The organism is Domibacillus robiginosus, from assembly GCF_000966195.1.
Classification (GTDB): Bacteria; Bacillota; Bacilli; order Bacillales; family Domibacillaceae; genus Domibacillus; species Domibacillus robiginosus.
Genome location: NZ_LAHL01000001.1, coordinates 1 through 16,716, shown reverse-complemented (window position 1 = coordinate 16,716; position 16,716 = coordinate 1). Strand labels below are relative to the sequence as shown.

The following is a 16,716-nucleotide window of genomic DNA, read 5'->3' as shown; positions in this document are numbered from 1 at the left end:
TGAAAAAGTGCAGTACATTAAAAAACACCTTTCATTAAGTTTATAATGAAAGGTATTAATGGGTGAAAGTATTGATTTGAGAATAGTACTCTTTAAAAATTGATTTTGCTCAAAAATATGAAATCATGGAGGAAAATAAAATCTGGACCCTCCTGCAGCTGATCAATCTTATTCTGCGATTATATTCCACTACGTTCAAATAAAACGAGCCTAGATCAACAATTCTAACTAGGCCATCAATCTTTATATCCCACTACGTTCAAATAAAACCATGCGATGACCTCCCAGGTGTAATTTTTCTTTCGCCTTTATATCCCACTACGTTCAAATAAAACTTTAGAAACGCGGGCAACAGCATTATTTTTCATTGCTTTATATCCCACTATGTTCAAATAAAATTGAGGTCTTGTTTTATCAGGCGTCCCGTATTCGTTCCTTTATATCCCACTATGTTCAAATAAAACTAGTTTATCCTGAAGCACTTTTGGATTCATTCCATCCTTTATATCCCACTACGTTCAAATAAAATTCCGTATCTACATAGTCACGCGTCGCGCCTACGTTCTTTATATCCCACTACGTTCAAATAAAACCGCCACTCCGCTCGGTACAGTATTACTTGTCATAGTCTTTATATCCCACTACGTTCAAATAAAACACTCGCGCCCATATTAAACCGCCTGGATACGATACTCTTTATATCCCCCTACGTTCAAATAAACCCCTGATTTTTAAATTAGAAAACTCAGTCACAGCAACAAATCCACTGCAACAAGCTTTCTGGATTTGCCGTAGATTGAGAGTAAAGAAATTCAACTTTCTAAAAAATCTGCTTTGCTCCCTTGCCCCGAAAGGGATTAAGGTTATTCATTTAAAAAATCGATCTACTGTAAATAAGTCCTTCATATCCTAATTATACCATCAAGGAAATAAATCACAGTCGTTTTTCACAAAACCATAAGTAACGTTGGCCCCCTTTTACCAAAATGCCGATAATGGCTTAGTTAAATCCAGGCCTTTTTCAAATGAATACTCAAAATCAGCAATAGCAACCTCTCCAAAATCAGCCGGAATTCCGCTTCTTGAAAACAAAGAAGGTTCTTTTTTAAGCTGAGTATCGTAAACATTCACCATCAGCTGGCTGATCTGTCTCTTTATTTTCCTTTTTTCTTGTGTGTCTTTTTCGGTTGTATATTGATCTAGTAAAATTTGAGCTTCTGCCGTGAAAATCTCTCTTGGTATAACCGGTATTTGTCTAATGTCTCTCATTAATTTTTGTGCCTGTTTCCCATCTATTTCATATGGGCTCATATGCTGAAGTTCATAAAGTGTATCTCGAAAGGTCTTTTTGAAATCAGTCCCCTCAAGATCATCCTCGTCATAAAGTTTTTCAATCATTTGCATTTTCTGCGATTCTTTTAAAATGGTTCCATCTACTTCTTGAATCATCTGCTTGCTTCGATCGAAAATATCTTTATCATAAATACGGTCACGCCCTGTTTCATCTGCTGTATATACGTGGACATTCGGCAACTCTACCGGTTTTCTTCCTTTTCGGTTACATCGCCCAAGTCGTTGAAATAAACTATCCAGCGAAGAAAGTTCCGTATAGAGCCGATCAAAATCAATGTCGAGGCTTGCTTCAACGAGCTGCGTTGTCACCCAGATGCCCGGTTCGTTTTCTCGGTTGGCAAAATCCATAATTTCTTTTTCTTTTATAGATCGGTCCCGTTGCAAAAATCGCGCGTGAAGCAGGTACGCGTGGCCGCTCACTTCATTTAATTTCTCGTATACCTGCATGGCTTGTGCAATGGTATTACAGATCACAAGCACTTTTCTTGTTTCGCCTTCTTCCATTATTTCTGCTGCTGCATCCAAAATACTTTCGTTATACACGCGGATATGATGTCGTGAAATTTTATCATCAAAAAACTGGCTTTGTGCGAGTGGAATCCGACTATTGCCCATCACTCTCTCCAGCTCTCTTTTATATAAGTGTGGCATTGTGGCAGTCATAATCATAAATCGGCCACCTACTTGGTCAATCATTTCAAGCGCTCGAATAAGGAGGGCTGCAATGCGTGGATCATACGCCTGCATTTCATCAATAACTACCTTTGCGCCTGCAAGAGTTGCTAGTTCCTTTTCAAACCCACGGTAATAAAGGGGAAATTTCATGATTTGGTCAACGGTTGAAATAATAAGCTTGTTGGCCATTTGACGGGTTTGGTTGTATACAATTTCAATGTTTTGCTGCTGCTCGGGGTTTTCTTCTTCTAAATAATCCATGCTAGAAGAATGAAGCAGACCAATCGCTTCTTCCCCTTCCTCCGATATTTTTGAAAAACCGACCTTGGTTTTCACACGGTCATACATGGCGTTAATACTGGTCCGAAGCGGCAGTGTAAAAAAGCCTTTATCTTGTCCTATCCAAAGCAACCCGGCTTCTGTTTTTCCCATACCTGTTTGCGCTAAGGCTAAAATGTGCTTATTACGATTTTCCTCTGCAAATAATTGTAATTCACGCTTTGGCTGTTTAATGTCTGTTTCAAAGTAACGGTCTACAAAGTCTGATACGTGGTAGGTGGTTGCCAGTTCAATTGGCAGCTTGGCGGAAGCGCTGTGATCAAGTCGATGAAGCAAGCCCTTAATCATGATATAACGGTAAAACAAGTCGCCGTCTGAAGGACGAATACGGTCATCCAAATAATCAAGCACAAAGGATTCATCGATAGTGGAAATAGGATAAGGAAGTTGCGTTTGTATGTTTTCAAGGTCAGGAAGAACATTTTGATGAAAAATATCTCTTAATACCTGCTTATCATCTATTTCATTTCGTTCATGATGAAAGGCAATAGCCTGAACGAGAAGGCATTCATCGTCTTCTTCCAAATCTAAATCAGCATAAGGGACAAAAAGAAGGGATAAATAGTTATGACGGACGGATTTGTTTAATGGTGTGTGAAGCTTGGGTTCTTTTAAAGAAGAGCGGATTTTATTTTGAAAAACAGGATCAGCTTTCCCAAGATCATGGTACTGGGCAGCCGTTAGTAAAAGGTGCCATTCCTTCTCTTTCATAATGGGATACTTTTTTTCGTTTAATTTCCGTAAATCCTCATATCTACTGACCAGTTCAGCCGTATGCACTTCAATTGACTCAACTGGCTTTGATTTTGCATAAAGCACTTCTTTCACTCTCCTTTGAAAAAAGACCGGCTAAAGCCGGCCCCTCGTGTTTAAGACGGGAAGAAAACAGCGTGCCCCTCACCGTCACGAAAAACCATTGAGTTCGTTCCTGACTTGATCGTGGCTCCTTTTTCAATATAATCGGCCCGAATTTTATCCCATACACGGACCCCGTTGACAATGCGGTACACCCAGTTTAATTTGTACGGCATGCCCTTTAATCGTCTGCTTAAAAAAGCGGCTGGCACAAAAGCGTGATGTGTTAGTTCACAGCTACTTGTTTCTTCAAGTTCTATAATGGAACAGTCATCAATTCGAACGAGATCTTCATGCCGGCCCAGGCTGATAAATGAAGCTGATTTCATGAGTGCATCTCTTAACTGTTTAAGCACTTCTTCTTCTGCTTGTACGAAAACAACAAGCTGCACATCGTAAAGCAAGTGACGGTAAATTGGCATTGTCGTAATATCCTTTAACTCTCTTCTCCCCCCTGGAAGCCCATCCGCTGTCAATGCAAACTCCAATGTTGTATCTTTCTTAAAAAAATAATGTGTTTGATAGTCATTGATTACACAATCATATGTTCCTTGTATGCACAGCTTCATATCAATAAGCGATGTAGCTCCCAGTGCCGCGTGAAGCATCCCTTTGACGGTTGCGAATGGCGGGAGCGGATAGGTTTCCGATACTTTAAGTGCATGTGGCTTTTTATAACAGGCTGTTTCCTGATACAGTTTTAGCCTGAGTGCTTTCATTGTTCTCTACCCGCATAATAAGCTGCAGCTTCCCTTTTAACCTTTTCAAAAAAGGCTTCTACCGTTCCTGCCTCGCATAGTTCACTAAATTCAGCATCATTTGCAAAAAGACCCTTTGTAAAGCCGATTTGTGTCTGTTCTCTAATCGCTGTGCCGCCAAACGTTGTTTCAAGCGTGTCTTTTAAACTATCTGTTTCAAGCATCCACTTTTTCGCATCCGTATTTAAAGCCAGTCTGCCTAAGAAAAATGGATTCGCCGCATTATACACACCACCGATAACAAATAAAGGAGCAAGGGATTCCTGACGGCCCCGAATGTTGCGGTTTAATAGTTTAACAACATCTAAGAACTCCTGGATACGTTTTGTTTTTTCTTCCGCCGACAACTCGACATCAATATCTTTCCCGACACGGTTTAGATCAAGCGTAATTGTGTATGCATATAGGCTTTCATGCTGCTCGATATTTGCGAGATTGGGTGTTTCACCAATACGTTCCGCTAACCCCATATTATTAAGGAATTCCATATCACTACGATACGGCTCTAGGGACACTGCATGAGAAAGACGGGCTACAGCAGGGCGCTTTTTTGATTGCTTTCCGGTTTTTAAGTAACCGAATAAGTCCATTTCAACGGAGTCGTTAATCGATATGTCTTCCTTAAATTGAAGTGTGCCTTTCGCTTTATCAACCGTATCCAGGTTCCATCCAAACCATTCATTCCCTAAGCGTACAACGTCATACCGGATACTTTGACGTGAAGCAAAGGTATATACATTTCCATCAGCGCGGTGAAACTTTTTTAATTCGGAAATATTGCCAATTCCTTCTCCATAATTCAACGAGTTGGCTTGAAAAATAATAGACATTGTAATGGCCTTGCTCATTTTGATTCCTCCTCTTTCGATTTTTCTTTGTATTCTTCGCCTAAAAGACCTGCAATAAAGGCGCCACCAATCGTTGCGAAATCGAGACCATCTTTTTTCAACACATCTAAGAAGAGTGATGAAACAGGAAGATTTGCCGCGACATGAAGGCGCATAACCGTATCTAGGAAACTATCGGGATTTCCTGTTTTCACTGAATTAAGCAATCGATAAGCTATACCCTGCACTTTTTTTGATACATCGGCACGGTATACATCTCCCGTATTTGATCCAGCTTTTCCTTCAAGCCCTTTTTGCAGACTTATTCCTTGTTTGTAAATAACATAGATTTGCTTGTCCTGTTTTTTCTCCATCTCATCATTCACTCCTTTTCTCATACGTATGATCTTTGCCCGTTGCTGGACCGTTACAAATGCGCCTGTTCTATGTTGAGGTTCTTGAATTGCTTGTCTTAAATATCGAAACATTTCCTGTTTTGGATCGCGGCCGCTTAAAACAGATCGGATAAATTGATCTTTTTCCTCTTTTAAAAACAATAATCTTAAAGAATTGCTTTGTTTGGAAGTAAAATATGAAGCCGCATAAGAAGGCATATGATAGTAATCGAGCACTGTTTTTTTTGATCCATCTGTATAGACCTCGATAAATGATAAAGAGCGTTCGCTTCGATCTGCTTTTTGTTTGGCATCGTCCAATACGCCAAAAACCGCATCTGTAAAAGAACCACCTTCTTGCCGTATATTCCGATATGTTTCGTTCGAATCATAATTATCCGCAAATCGGGAGGAATTCAGGACAATTCCTGCATAGCGTCTTGTTTCTTGCGCAGCCCCATCGCCAATTCGACGATTATAAAAAGCCGCACCCACGGGGAATAAGAATAAGATAAGTCGCGCTACCGCACTCATTGGCACCGGATTTGCTTTATTAAAATCGTAAAAAAAGTTCGTGGCATTCGCTCTGGAAACGCCTAGCGGCAAAAACATCATTTCCTCAAAATTCGAAGTCCCATGCAGAGAATCCACAAACGAGCAAGGCAATACGTTTTCACGAAACCATTGGTGAATATCTGGTAAATTTAATTTCTTAATGGCCTTCAGCCAATTTTTGAACCCGCTGTAGCCTTTGTGTTTCTCTAGAAAATCCTTGATTTCCTGTTCACTTTCCGTTGACTGCATCAGTTCTGCAAACTCGATTTCAAGACGGGCAGGCTGAACAATGTCCTTCACCATTCGCTCTATATGCTCTTCATAGGTCATCGACGCAAAAGTTTTCTGCAAAAAACTGGTTTGTCCATAAAATGGTGAGATATAAAGAGACTTTACGTAATTGAGGGTTAATTTTTTGTTAATATCTTCATTATTCATAATGTTCAGATAATTGTTTGCGTATTCTTTCATCTCTTCCCATGACTCAGGCTTTTTCATATTGGCAATGATCGTTTTCAGTTCGACAGCTTGGTCAGGAAAATATTTTTCAACCTTTTTCAGCTGCTCAGATGTTAGACGGACAATTTCCTTAAAGGCCTCTTTCTCCTTCTTCAATGCCCAGTTTAATAACTTCTGCATTCTTTTTTCTTCGCGCTGTGCAATGTTATACGTATTTAACAAATGATCAAAATAATGATCAGCCAGTGTATCCAGCATCTCTGTAGTTATAGCCGGATTTCCATTCACCATCGGCAATTCGTCACGGTACAGCCTTTTTAAACCAATAATGCCTGCTGTAAAAAACCATTCTTCACTGAAAAGTTCAACAGCATAGCTGCTCATGCTCTCACTCCCTCCATTTCGATATCAAGCAGACCAAACCCAAGAGATCTGCGTCTTGAAACTCCTGCTTTATAAAGGCAATCCAAATCTTCAGGATCTCCTTCTACAAAGATCATGCCTTTATAAGCGGTTAAGTAAAGCACTTGGTTTCCACCGTTTATATGATGAGTGTTTTCTTTAATGACCATTTTCTTCATTTGCATGGGCCGGACTGTCAGTTGCTTTTTTAATGGGCGCTTAAGCATTAGCTGAACTGTCAAATTGGCGTAGTAATTAAACTCTCGCTCGTATCCTGGATCGTTCGGAGCAAGCGGCTGCTGATCAGCTGATTCAATTAAAAGCGGAGATAGGGTTCGAAATAACACGGAAGAAGATTGCACTGTTTTTTCGGGAAGCATTTGAATTTTCCCCAGCTCCCATTCGTATGTTTTATAACGATATTTCCGCCGGTTGACCAAGCCATTATAGAGCATCATCATGAAATTAAGATCTGAGGATGAAATAATAATAGAAAAGCTATCTAGGAGAATATCTTCCCCTTCAAACCGAAAATTTTTCAAATAACTGCTGTAAGCAAAAGGCTTCATATCCCTGTTATGGCTGTTGAAAAGCTGTTCCGCATATTGAGAATCAGAAACCGAGACTGCTTCCTTAATCATACTTAAAAGACCAAAACGATAAGCTACTGGAAGTTTGTCTGCTTTAATTTCAATTTTTAACCGCACTAAAACCACCTCCATATTACAATTTCAGTTAAAGATTACTTGAATTTTACAATTAGTTTCTAAGAATTACAAATAAAAAAGTGATCATCTCTTGATGATCACTTTCCGCTAAGGACAAATACAAAACAGCTTCCATACAACTAAAATTTTAATAATTTATATCCCGCTAAGTTCAAATAAAATGTTCTTCTTCAAGCATTGGATATATCTCCACTTTTTGATTTATATCCCACTAAGTTCAAATAAAACACGTTCCAATTGTCAAAGACATCGCGAATGAAGTCTACTTTATATCCCACTAAGTTCAAGTAAAACAGCATCGCGTAACATGTACAGTTTCTTTAATTGTTCTTTATATCCCGCTAAGTTCAAAGGAAACAAAGGGAGTGTATACGATATTTAAACGCGAAAAAGTTTTATATCCCACTAAGTTCAAATAAAAGGCTTGCTGTGCGGCTGGTGTGACTTGAATATTTGCCTTTATATCCCACTAAGTTCAAAAAAAACGAGTAATGCAACCAACGCCAAAGTAGCAGGTGTTGACTTTATATCCCACTAAAAGTTCAAATAAAACGCTCGACCGACTCCTTGACGTGTGTCTTGCGCTGCATTTATATCCCACTAAGTTCAAATAAAACGCGCGTTGAATTAACCAAAGTAGCTTTGATTGTTAACTTTATATCCCACTAAGTTCAAATAAAATCTCCTTTCAGCGCATCGTCTATGATTTTATTTAGTCTTTATATCCCACTAAGTTCAAATAAAACCCCTTAATTTTACTCGATGTAAATCGCTATATAACAAGATTTACATGTACACAAGGCTGACTGTTTTACCGTACATCGTTGGTTCGGAATTTAGAAGTTCAGGGAAAATCGCCTCTATCCCTTGTTGTAATTGGGTTAGGTGCTATTTATGGTCGAAAACGATTTACGGCAAATAAATTTAATTATAAAGATTTTTTAGATACTACCCATTATACATTAAACCTAAGTATTCAGATGTCGCAGCGCTAGCCCCCTTCTAAGGGGATTTTGCTGACCACCATTGAGAAACCTTATACTATTGTTCTTAAATTATACCATTTATGGGCTTGAAAAGTCTGTCATAGCAAGGTTTTTAGGCTTTTTATTTTCATAGCTTAATAGTGATTAAATTGACACAAATTCCTTTATCATTCCTGCTCAATTAAGTGATATGATTAGTCGGGTGAGGTGAGCAACATGGAAACAAAACAAGAAATCGATTTAAGTATCACATATAATATCCGAGAATTTCCCGATAAAATCAGCGGGCGTTGTGATAACTGCAATAATGCCAAGTTCAAAAGTTCAATCAAAAATGCTATCTTTTTACGTGAATGCCGCCATTGTGGAATGAAGAAGATTATCTAATTCAATTAATAAAAATAGGAGAAGAATTTTTATAATCCCTCTCCCATTGTTTCGTATATTCTTATTTTGATTTTGTTAAATTAGGAATACAATTTGATAAAGGATAATAACCTCTTACAGCCAAGCACCTGGATTTGAGTCAATAATTTGGACACAAAAAAGTTAAGTCCTAAGCGGTTCTTCTAATCTGATCCTCAATAGCTTGAGGTGTTTGATAGCCGATGCTGCTGTGAATTCTATTTCTGTTGTACCAGCCCTCTATAAACTGAAACATGGCCAGCTTCGCTGCCCGGTAGTCTGTATACAGCGTGTGATAAACTTCTTCTTTCTTTAATATGGCATGAAACGACTCTATGCAGGCATTGTCATAAGGACAGCCTTTCTCGCTGAAAGACTGCTTAATTCCATGTTTTTGGACATGCTGAGTAAACTCACTGCTGGTGTATTGTGAGCCAAGATCGGTATGAAGAATTAAGCCCCTTTGGGGCTTTTGAGAAAAACAGGCGTTTTGAAGTGCTTCGATCACCAATTCCGAAGTCATAGAACGGGAAAAAGAATAGCCAACGATTTTTTTCGAATGCAGATCCAATACAGAGGCCAGATAGCACCAGCCGTCTCTTACCGTAGGAATATACGTAATATCCGCCACCCACTTCTCATTGATCGTGTAGGTAGAGAAGTCTCGTTTTAAGAGATTATCCAGCTGTACAACTTTTTCTTTTGAGGGGAAGGGACGGTATTTCTCCTGGGTAATCGAACGGACCCCAGCCTTTCTCATTAAGCGCTGAACACGCTTCAGGCTTAGACAAAAGCCGTTGTTTAATAAGGTTTTGTGGATTTTCGGAGCCCCATAACGCGCCTTGCTTTCCAGGTGAATCCGTTGGATCTCCTTTGTAAGTTCCTGGTTTTCCTGTTCACGCTTTGACTTTGTTTTTTCAAAGGAATCATAGTAACTGCTTCTTGGCACGGCCAGTACTTCGCACATTTTCTGAACAGGGTATTGATCTTTGTGCTCCTCGATAAAATGGTTTAGTTCTGCTTCCGTTACTTTTTCGCGAATATGGCCATAGCCTTTTTTAGGATTTCCACCTCCTGTTTTAACCGAAGGTTTTCTTTCTGAATCTCGGCTAACTCTTTTAGTGTAAGCGCCTCTTTCTCTGAACTGATTGGGGTAAAGTCTTTTACCCATTTATAAATCGTTACGTCGGATACGCCATATTCGCTGCTTAATTCCTTAACGGGGCTACCGGAATGATACAAGTCCACAATCGTTTTCTTAAAGTCATCGTTATATTTTTTGCCTGCAGGTTTACGTTCCAATTCGGACACATCCTCTCAAAATAATTGTAAGGACTTAATTAAACTGTGTCCATGAAACTATACTAACTCCAGAACTTACCTTCTTCCCATACTTCTGGGAGTGGATGTTTTGGTAATTGTACAAACTTAACAAGCGGCTTTCCTATATAAATAAGAGATTTAGTTTTTTTATTTCATTGAATAATTCACCTGAATCACAATTGAAAACAGACATTATTTTAACAAACATTTTTTAATCCCTCCTTATAAAAAAGACGCCTTCTCTTATCGAAGAAAAGCACTCGCTACTTCAATAAGATCTAACGAAACATTGAGCATAGACATAAGCCTATTTATTTAACAGCCTAACACGTAGATTTCGATATCAATTCACTTTTTTCCTCTTTAACTAATCTGCTTCATTGGTCTAATAAGAAAATCAACAGTATTCTTTAACAGATCCTATTATTTTAAAACCTTTAAGTGAAAAACATACTTTAAAGCCTAAGTGAAACCAAACACAAACGTTTAAGATTAATTCTTATATGTGAAAAGGCAACTGGAAAATCAATGAACCAAGTCTGGAAAAGTATAGACGAAGGTAGAATGAAATAAGGAAAAAGTAGCTTCCAAAAGGATATAGCCTTAACTTAGATGAAAAAAATAAAAAGCACCTGCTTTTTCAGCAGATGCTTACTCTTTAAAAGTGACAAGTTCTTCATTAGAGATCGATTTTTATGTTCTTGGCTTTTTCAATGCTTTCATCGGTGCTGTTGACAACATCACTTGTTAGAATTTCAATTGCTTTAACTTCATGGGCTTTTTCTACAATAAAGCCCATATTGCCCTTTTTAATACTCTCTCTTTGTAATTCTCCCGTTAACTCTTCCAGATAAATATCATCTTCCCATGTTTTCTGTTCACCATTGCTTGTTTTAATCAAGGCCACTGGCGCGAACTTTACATCCTCGTTGGATGTATTTTTCACTTCTACTCCTACTTTAACAAAGTCAAACTCTTCTTGATGAGTGTAGGCGTGAAAAAAATCAATCATGCTGTAATCGGGAACAAAGTGCATCACTTTTAGGTCTTTTATAGTCATTTCAACTGCGCCAATATTAACCACTTTATTTATGTTTTTATAAGCTTTGAGAGTAAGTTCCCCTTTATCATCGATCACGGTGTCCCCGATCTTCACAAGGTTAATGTCATCTGTTATTTGCGGATTGGGAACATATACGTCTTTCTTTGTGTTTTGATTTGAGCTTTCCGTTTCATCAACTGTTTCTGTTTGCTTTTCAGAAACTTGTTTTTCCTCATTGTTTGCTTCTGAACAGCCCGCAAGTACGAACAACAAAGTCAGGATAGAAAATAATCTTTTCAAAGAAATCCCCCTATTATTCAGCATAATAAAAGTACCCGCTGCTTTTAAGGAGCAACGGGACTTTGATTAATATACGCTACTTTTTACTTTTTATTTTTAGCACTCTCTAGAAGATCAAAGATAATTTTAGCATTGTCTGTATTATCAATTTGTCCTGCAAATCGTTCTTTGTAAGGTCCGTACGCATATACATTTACATCTTCACCTGTGTGCCCGCCCGTTGTCCAGCCTGTGTGAGAACGCTCGTTAAAGATTACTTCAATGGCATTATCGATATCAGTGACTTTTTTAGTTGCTGCGGCATCTTTAACAGATTGAATTTCTTCTGCTGTTAAGGCCAATACGTTTTGATCAATGTACGTTTTTAATGTTTTTTCAACGTCGGCACCCTTTGCAATTTCAGCTGCCATAAAGTCTGGCGTACGCTTAGCCGCTTTGATTGGTTCAGAGAACCAGTTATAGTTTCCGTTAGCAGCAATAGAGACTCCGCCTGTTGAATGGTCTGCTGTAATTACAACCAATGTCTGCTTATCTTTTTTCGCAAAATCAATAGCTGCTTTAGCCGCTTTTTCAAAGTCTTGCATTTCGCTCATAGCTCCAACTACATCATTATCATGCCCAGCCCAGTCTACCTGGCTTCCTTCAACCATTAGGAAGAAGCCGTCTTTGTCCTTGTTTAAGCGATCGATAGCTGAAGTTGTCATGTTTTGAAGGGATGGAATGTCTTCTGTACGGTCAATCATTTTTGGCAAACCGCCGGGAGCAAACAATCCAAGAACCTGTTCGTTTTTATCTTTTGCAAGCTCCTCTTTGTTTGTTACATAACTAAAACCGGATTTTTCGAACTCTTCCGTCAAGTTTCGGTCGGCACGTACAAAGTTTGAGGATCCGCCACCTAAAAGGACATCAATTTTATGTTTACCGTTGATTAATTCATCATAATAGTCATCCGCAATCGCATTCATGTTTTTACGGTTTTCATCATGGGCACCAAACGATGCTGGTGTCGCATGTGTAATTTCTGAAGTAGCGACGAGGCCTGTTGCTTTACCTTTTTCTTTTGCTGCTTCTAATACTGTTTTCACTTCAGATTTATCGTTATCTACTCCGATTGCCGCATTGTATGTTTTAACACCAGCAGACATTGCCGTTGCAGCAGAAGCTGAATCAGTTACATTTTGTTCAGGATCTTCTGGATAAGTCATTTGTTGTCCAACGAGATATTTATCAAGTTCTGTTCTTTCAACAGCCGCTGTTGAAGGATCATCTTTTAAATAACGGTAAGCTGAGGTATAAGAGGAACCCATCCCATCTCCGATTAGGAAAATAACATTTTTAATTTTTGTATTTTCGCTTTGTTTCTCACGGTTTTTTTCCGAAGCTTGCACATCCATGGCAGGGATTGATCCAGCCAGACTGCCTAATGCAAGTGAAGACAAAACACAAATTGGGAGAAGCTTTTTCGTTAGTTTATTTTTTAACATATAAATAACCTCCATAATTTCAACTTAGTAGAACAACAAGGTTTACTATAATAGAGAACTGTTAACCTGCTATTAAAAATGAGTAAATATATATTAAAGTGATGTAAAAGTACAAGGTAATTCTATGTAACTACCCTACTGCAAAAGCAGTTCTTTTCTAATGGTATAAAAATATTTAGAATCACAATTAGCCTCTTTTGTATACAATTCTTCCAAAGAATTTACTATCCTACAAAGATACTTTTTTATGTTAAGAATGATTTTATAATAGTTAAGATTTGATTAATAACATATTAGCTGATGAAAGTAATTCTGTATCCTCGACTCCTTTTATTTCCAAATATCCTAATGTATTTAATGAAAGGCGATAAAAAAAGCAAAATCCCTAGTAAGCAAAAGTAGTATATTTAAAAAATAAATGAGTTAAAACTTCCAAATGAAAATGGAGCTAATCCCACTCTTTTGGAGAAAGAGCAATGAATAAAAGTCAAAGATTAAAGTTTAGCTAATACGCCTGTATCCTTTAAGTAATATAATTCATTTATGCCCAGATTTCTTATAACGCTTGTACCGTATAAATAGTGTTGACAACATCACCATACAGGAATATCATAAAACAAAAGTTGCACTAAGGAAAAAAAGTATCACTTGTACAAAAAAGAATGGGGGGGTCCTGAATGAAAGATCAAAGTGATATGACCACTTTATATCTAGCACAGTCAGGTCAAAAGTTCTTAATACAAAAAGTGAAGATTAAAGGAGATTTAAAAAGGCGTCTGCTCGATCTCGGTTTTGTTCCTGGTTCTGTGGTTGAAGTGTTAAAAGCAAGCCCATTAGGTGACCCCGTATCCTACAGAGTAGCCGGAACAGTCATTGCTTTACGAAAAGAAGAGAGTCAATTACTATTCGGCGAGGTGATCCAACGATGAAGGAGTATACAATTGCACTGGCTGGGAATCCGAATACAGGGAAAAGTACGTTATTCAATGCACTGACTGGCTTGAAGCAGCATACCGGAAACTGGGCTGGAAAAACGGTAACCCTTGCTTCCGGCTATTATCGCTATAAGAATATTCCGCTTAAAATTGTCGATCTTCCCGGTACGTATTCTTTGTTCTCAAATTCAGAAGATGAAGAAGTCGCAAGGGATTATATTGTATTTGAAAAGCCTGATGTTACCTTGCTAGTTCTAGATGCCACTTCTTTGGAAAGAAGCCTCAATCTGGCATTGCAGGTGTTAGAAATGACGGATCAGGTATTGATTTGCTTGAATTTGATGGATGAAGCGAAAAAGAAAGGCTTAAAAATCAACGCAAAACAGTTATCAAAAAACCTTGGTGTACCGGTTATCCCAATTTCAGCAAGAAATCGGGAAGGTCTTGATGTCTTATCTGATACGTTGCTAAAAATGTGTTCAGGGACAATAAAAACAAAGCCCTACAAAATGAAGTATAGAGAAGAAATAGAAGCGAAAATCATAAAGCTTGAAAAGGAATTAAGCGAGATTTTAGGCCCTGATTACCCTGCCCGCTGGCTCGCAATACGATTTTTAGATGGGGATTCAAAATTGATTGCTGCACTAAAAAATAAGCTGGCATCCAATGGAGAAGGGGGCGGAGTACATGGATCAACAACAGCGCTTGGACGCTCTGGCGGCGGTCACTCCTGCTGAAGAACTAGATCATATACGCGAAAGTATTGTCAGCAACTTGTTTCAAAAATCGCGAGAACTCTGCAGCAAATCGGTTGTCATCCAGGATAAAAACCAGCTGTATAAATCGGAAAAATTGGATCGGATTTTCACTTCAAAAGTTTGGGGCTTTCCGATTATGCTTGGCTTACTAGGAGTGGTCTTTTACCTGACAATAGCCGGTGCCAATGTCCCTTCATCCATGCTGGCCAACTTTTTTGGCTGGGTGGAAGGCTACATTACCCTTGCATTTACAGCCATGAATGCACCTGAATGGCTGCATGGTCTTTTAGTATTAGGCTTATACCGTGGCACCTCCTGGGTTGTCAGTGTTATGTTGCCGCCAATGGCCATCTTTTTCCCCGTATTCGCCCTCTTAGAGAATTATGGATACTTACCGCGAGTGGCTTTTAATTTAGATCGTCTGTTTAAAAAGTCTGGTGCCCATGGAAAACAATCGTTAACGATGGCCATGGGATTTGGCTGTAATGCGGCTGCTATTATGTCAACACGTATTATTGAATCTCCACGGGAACGTATGCTGGCCATTTTAACGAATAACTTTGTTCCATGTAACGGACGATGGCCGACTCTTATTTTACTTGCTTCTCTATTTATGGCAGTTGGGTTTACCGGCGGGATGCATACACTCGTGACTGCTTTTGTTGTCATGGGAATGGTATTGTTCGGTGTGATCATTACACTGCTCGTATCATGGATGCTGTCTAAAACCGCGCTTAAAGGCACTCCATCCCACTATACATTAGAGCTGCCGCCTTACCGGAAGCCTAAAATGCTTAATACTATCCTTCGCGCTTCCTTGGACAAAACGATTTATGTACTAAGAAGGGCTGTAAAAGTAGCAGCACCTGCTGGGGTTTTAACATGGGTGCTTGCCAATATCTATATCGGCGATACCAGTATACTGCTTCACTTTGTCCAATTTCTTGACCCATTTGGACAGTTGCTAGGGATGGATGGATTTATCTTAATGGCTTTCATAATCGGGATGCCTGCTAACGAAATTGTCCTGCCTATTCTCTTGATGGGCTACCTTTCAACAGGTGCCTTAACAGAAGTAGAGGACATGGCCGCGTTAAAGCAGATCTTTTTAGATAACGGATGGACCTGGCTGACAGCATTAAATATGATGCTGTTCTCCCTTCTCCACTTCCCGTGCGGAACAACATTGGTCAATATCTTTAAAGAAACGAAAAGCTGGAAGTGGACATTCGTTGCATTTGCAATTCCAACAGTGATTGCCATTGGGGTCACATTTGCAGTTGCACAGGTCATTCGTGGATTTGGTTGGGTGTAATTACATGGGCAACAACTTAATCAAAAAAGCCAGAAAGAAATTCTATTTCTTTCTGGCTTTTTCTTTAATTTTTATTATAGAAAAATATGGAGCCTACCTGTTTTCTGGACGATCCCAGTCCAACTCAATTGTTGAATGAGTAATATTTAGGTTAGACGTTATGTCCCTTATTATTTTTTTAAAAGCACTTGAATCATTTAGACGGTCTCTCATTACATAAAGTTGTGCGTTTAATGCATTCTCTTCACCGTCAGTGGACCAAATTTGTAAGGATAAAACGGAAATAACGCAAGGAATAAACGAAGTCACTTATCAATAATAAATGTGGCCCTTAATTTTCTAAAAAATTGTGCAGAATTTATGGAGTTTTGTTTTTTTCGTTTAATCGAAAATAAGAAGGATAAATTAAAAAGGACAATGAACGAAAAGGAGGAATTAAGATGAACCAACACTACCAGGAATGTATTCAAGCTTGCCTGGAATGCATGGAAGCGTGTAATTACTGCTTTGACAGCTGCTTATCCGAAGACAATGTGAAAATGATGGCAGACTGTATTAGACTTGACCGCGAGTGCGCAGACATATGTGCCTTCGCTGCTAAGTCTATGCAAAGTAATAGCCCGTTTGCCAAACAGATTTGCCAGCTGTGTGCAGCCATCTGTGAAGCATGCGGAAATGAATGTAAAAAGCACGACGATGAGCATTGCCAGCGTTGTGCAGAGGCCTGCTTAAAATGCGCAGAAGCCTGCCGGAAAATGGCTTCATAATGAACCGAAAAAAGAAGGCTGGTTATCCAGCCTTCTCAGCTTGTAGACAAAGTCT

13 protein-coding genes and 2 CRISPR repeat arrays are annotated in these 16,716 nt (G+C 38.8%); of the genes, 5 read left to right on the top strand and 8 right to left on the bottom strand.

The features are described 5' to 3' along the window. Positions 1–177: 177 nt before the first annotated feature. Positions 178–722: direct repeats of the CRISPR family, unit length 28 nt; unit sequence CTTTATATCCCACTACGTTCAAATAAAA. 256 nt (positions 723–978) lie between these two features. From VP97_RS00065 to cas6, 5 genes are read right to left on the bottom strand one after another with little or no spacing between them, the layout of a single operon-like run. Further along, a complete protein-coding gene (locus VP97_RS00065) occupies positions 979–3,186 on the bottom strand; it encodes a CRISPR-associated helicase/endonuclease Cas3 (RefSeq protein WP_050179575.1) in 2,208 nt (735 codons plus the stop codon). A gap of 50 nt (positions 3,187–3,236) precedes the next feature. After that, positions 3,237–3,941 carry a type I-B CRISPR-associated protein Cas5b gene (cas5b, locus tag VP97_RS00060; protein ID WP_050179574.1) on the bottom strand — a complete coding sequence of 235 codons (705 nt, stop codon included), beginning with the start codon at positions 3,939–3,941 and terminating at the stop codon, positions 3,237–3,239. Next, a complete protein-coding gene (gene cas7i / locus VP97_RS00055) occupies positions 3,938–4,828 on the bottom strand; it encodes a type I-B CRISPR-associated protein Cas7/Cst2/DevR (RefSeq protein WP_050179573.1) in 891 nt (296 codons plus the stop codon). The genes cas5b and cas7i overlap by 4 nt, the downstream gene beginning before the upstream one ends. Beyond that, entirely contained in the window at positions 4,825–6,600 is a 1,776-nt protein-coding gene (locus VP97_RS00050) for a hypothetical protein (protein WP_050179572.1), read from the bottom strand. The genes cas7i and VP97_RS00050 overlap by 4 nt, the downstream gene beginning before the upstream one ends. Next, positions 6,597–7,325, bottom strand: a complete 729-nt coding sequence (gene cas6, locus VP97_RS00045; protein ID WP_050179571.1) for a CRISPR-associated endoribonuclease Cas6 — start codon at positions 7,323–7,325, stop codon at positions 6,597–6,599. The genes VP97_RS00050 and cas6 overlap by 4 nt, the downstream gene beginning before the upstream one ends. A gap of 221 nt (positions 7,326–7,546) precedes the next feature. Then, positions 7,547–7,831: a CRISPR direct-repeat array (repeat unit 27 nt; unit sequence TTTATATCCCACTAAGTTCAAATAAAA). Positions 7,832–8,548: 717 nt separating this feature from the next. Here cas6 and VP97_RS24155 point away from each other — a divergent pair. Further along, the gene (locus tag VP97_RS24155) at positions 8,549–8,719 is read left to right on the top strand and encodes a DUF8096 family protein (protein WP_172656716.1); all 171 of its coding nucleotides are present in this window, start codon (positions 8,549–8,551) and stop codon (positions 8,717–8,719) included. Between the two features lie 169 nt (positions 8,720–8,888). On the opposite strand, the gene VP97_RS00040 is transcribed toward VP97_RS24155, so the two are convergent. The 3 genes from VP97_RS00040 to VP97_RS00025 form a co-directional block, all read right to left on the bottom strand. Further along, a protein-coding gene (locus tag VP97_RS00040; protein WP_156153358.1) for an IS3 family transposase occupies positions 8,889–10,039 on the bottom strand; the annotation gives its coding sequence in 2 pieces (ribosomal slippage) (positions 8,889–9,799 and positions 9,799–10,039; 1,152 coding nt in all). 700 nt (positions 10,040–10,739) lie between these two features. Next, positions 10,740–11,402 carry a membrane lipoprotein lipid attachment site-containing protein gene (locus tag VP97_RS00030; RefSeq protein WP_050179568.1) on the bottom strand — a complete coding sequence of 221 codons (663 nt, stop codon included), beginning with the start codon at positions 11,400–11,402 and terminating at the stop codon, positions 10,740–10,742. An 83-nt stretch (positions 11,403–11,485) separates the two neighbouring features. After that, positions 11,486–12,886 (bottom strand): alkaline phosphatase, encoded by a 1,401-nt coding sequence (locus tag VP97_RS00025; protein WP_050179567.1) that lies wholly within the window; start codon positions 12,884–12,886, stop codon positions 11,486–11,488. A 677-nt stretch (positions 12,887–13,563) separates the two neighbouring features. Here VP97_RS00025 and VP97_RS00020 point away from each other — a divergent pair. From VP97_RS00020 to VP97_RS00005, 4 genes are all read left to right on the top strand, one after another. Then, a complete protein-coding gene (locus VP97_RS00020; RefSeq protein WP_050179566.1) occupies positions 13,564–13,815 on the top strand; it encodes a FeoA family protein in 252 nt (83 codons plus the stop codon). Then, positions 13,812–14,558 (top strand): FeoB small GTPase domain-containing protein, encoded by a 747-nt coding sequence (locus VP97_RS00015; protein WP_050179565.1) that lies wholly within the window; start codon positions 13,812–13,814, stop codon positions 14,556–14,558. The genes VP97_RS00020 and VP97_RS00015 overlap by 4 nt, the downstream gene beginning before the upstream one ends. Then, positions 14,509–15,894: a nucleoside recognition domain-containing protein gene (locus VP97_RS00010; RefSeq protein WP_050179564.1), complete on the top strand. Its 1,386-nt coding sequence runs from the start codon at positions 14,509–14,511 to the stop codon at positions 15,892–15,894. The genes VP97_RS00015 and VP97_RS00010 overlap by 50 nt, the downstream gene beginning before the upstream one ends. Before the next feature lie 440 nt (positions 15,895–16,334). Beyond that, positions 16,335–16,661, top strand: a complete 327-nt coding sequence (locus VP97_RS00005) for a four-helix bundle copper-binding protein (protein ID WP_050179563.1) — start codon at positions 16,335–16,337, stop codon at positions 16,659–16,661. Positions 16,662–16,716: the final 55 nt, after the last annotated feature.

Excerpts from the sequence above, each read along its gene's own strand:
- cas5b (WP_050179574.1), bottom strand. The coding sequence starts at position 3,941 with ATGAAAGCACTCAGGCTAAAACTGTATCAGGAAACAGCCTGTTATAAA.
- cas7i (WP_050179573.1), bottom strand. The coding sequence starts at position 4,828 with ATGAGCAAGGCCATTACAATGTCTATTATTTTTCAAGCCAACTCGTTG.
- VP97_RS00050 (WP_050179572.1), bottom strand. The coding sequence starts at position 6,600 with ATGAGCAGCTATGCTGTTGAACTTTTCAGTGAAGAATGGTTTTTTACA.
- VP97_RS24155 (WP_172656716.1), top strand. The coding sequence starts at position 8,549 with ATGGAAACAAAACAAGAAATCGATTTAAGTATCACATATAATATCCGA.
- VP97_RS00025 (WP_050179567.1), bottom strand. The coding sequence starts at position 12,886 with ATGTTAAAAAATAAACTAACGAAAAAGCTTCTCCCAATTTGTGTTTTG.
- VP97_RS00020 (WP_050179566.1), top strand. The coding sequence starts at position 13,564 with ATGAAAGATCAAAGTGATATGACCACTTTATATCTAGCACAGTCAGGT.
- VP97_RS00015 (WP_050179565.1), top strand. The coding sequence starts at position 13,812 with ATGAAGGAGTATACAATTGCACTGGCTGGGAATCCGAATACAGGGAAA.
- VP97_RS00010 (WP_050179564.1), top strand. The coding sequence starts at position 14,509 with ATGGATCAACAACAGCGCTTGGACGCTCTGGCGGCGGTCACTCCTGCT.
- VP97_RS00005 (WP_050179563.1), top strand. The coding sequence starts at position 16,335 with ATGAACCAACACTACCAGGAATGTATTCAAGCTTGCCTGGAATGCATG.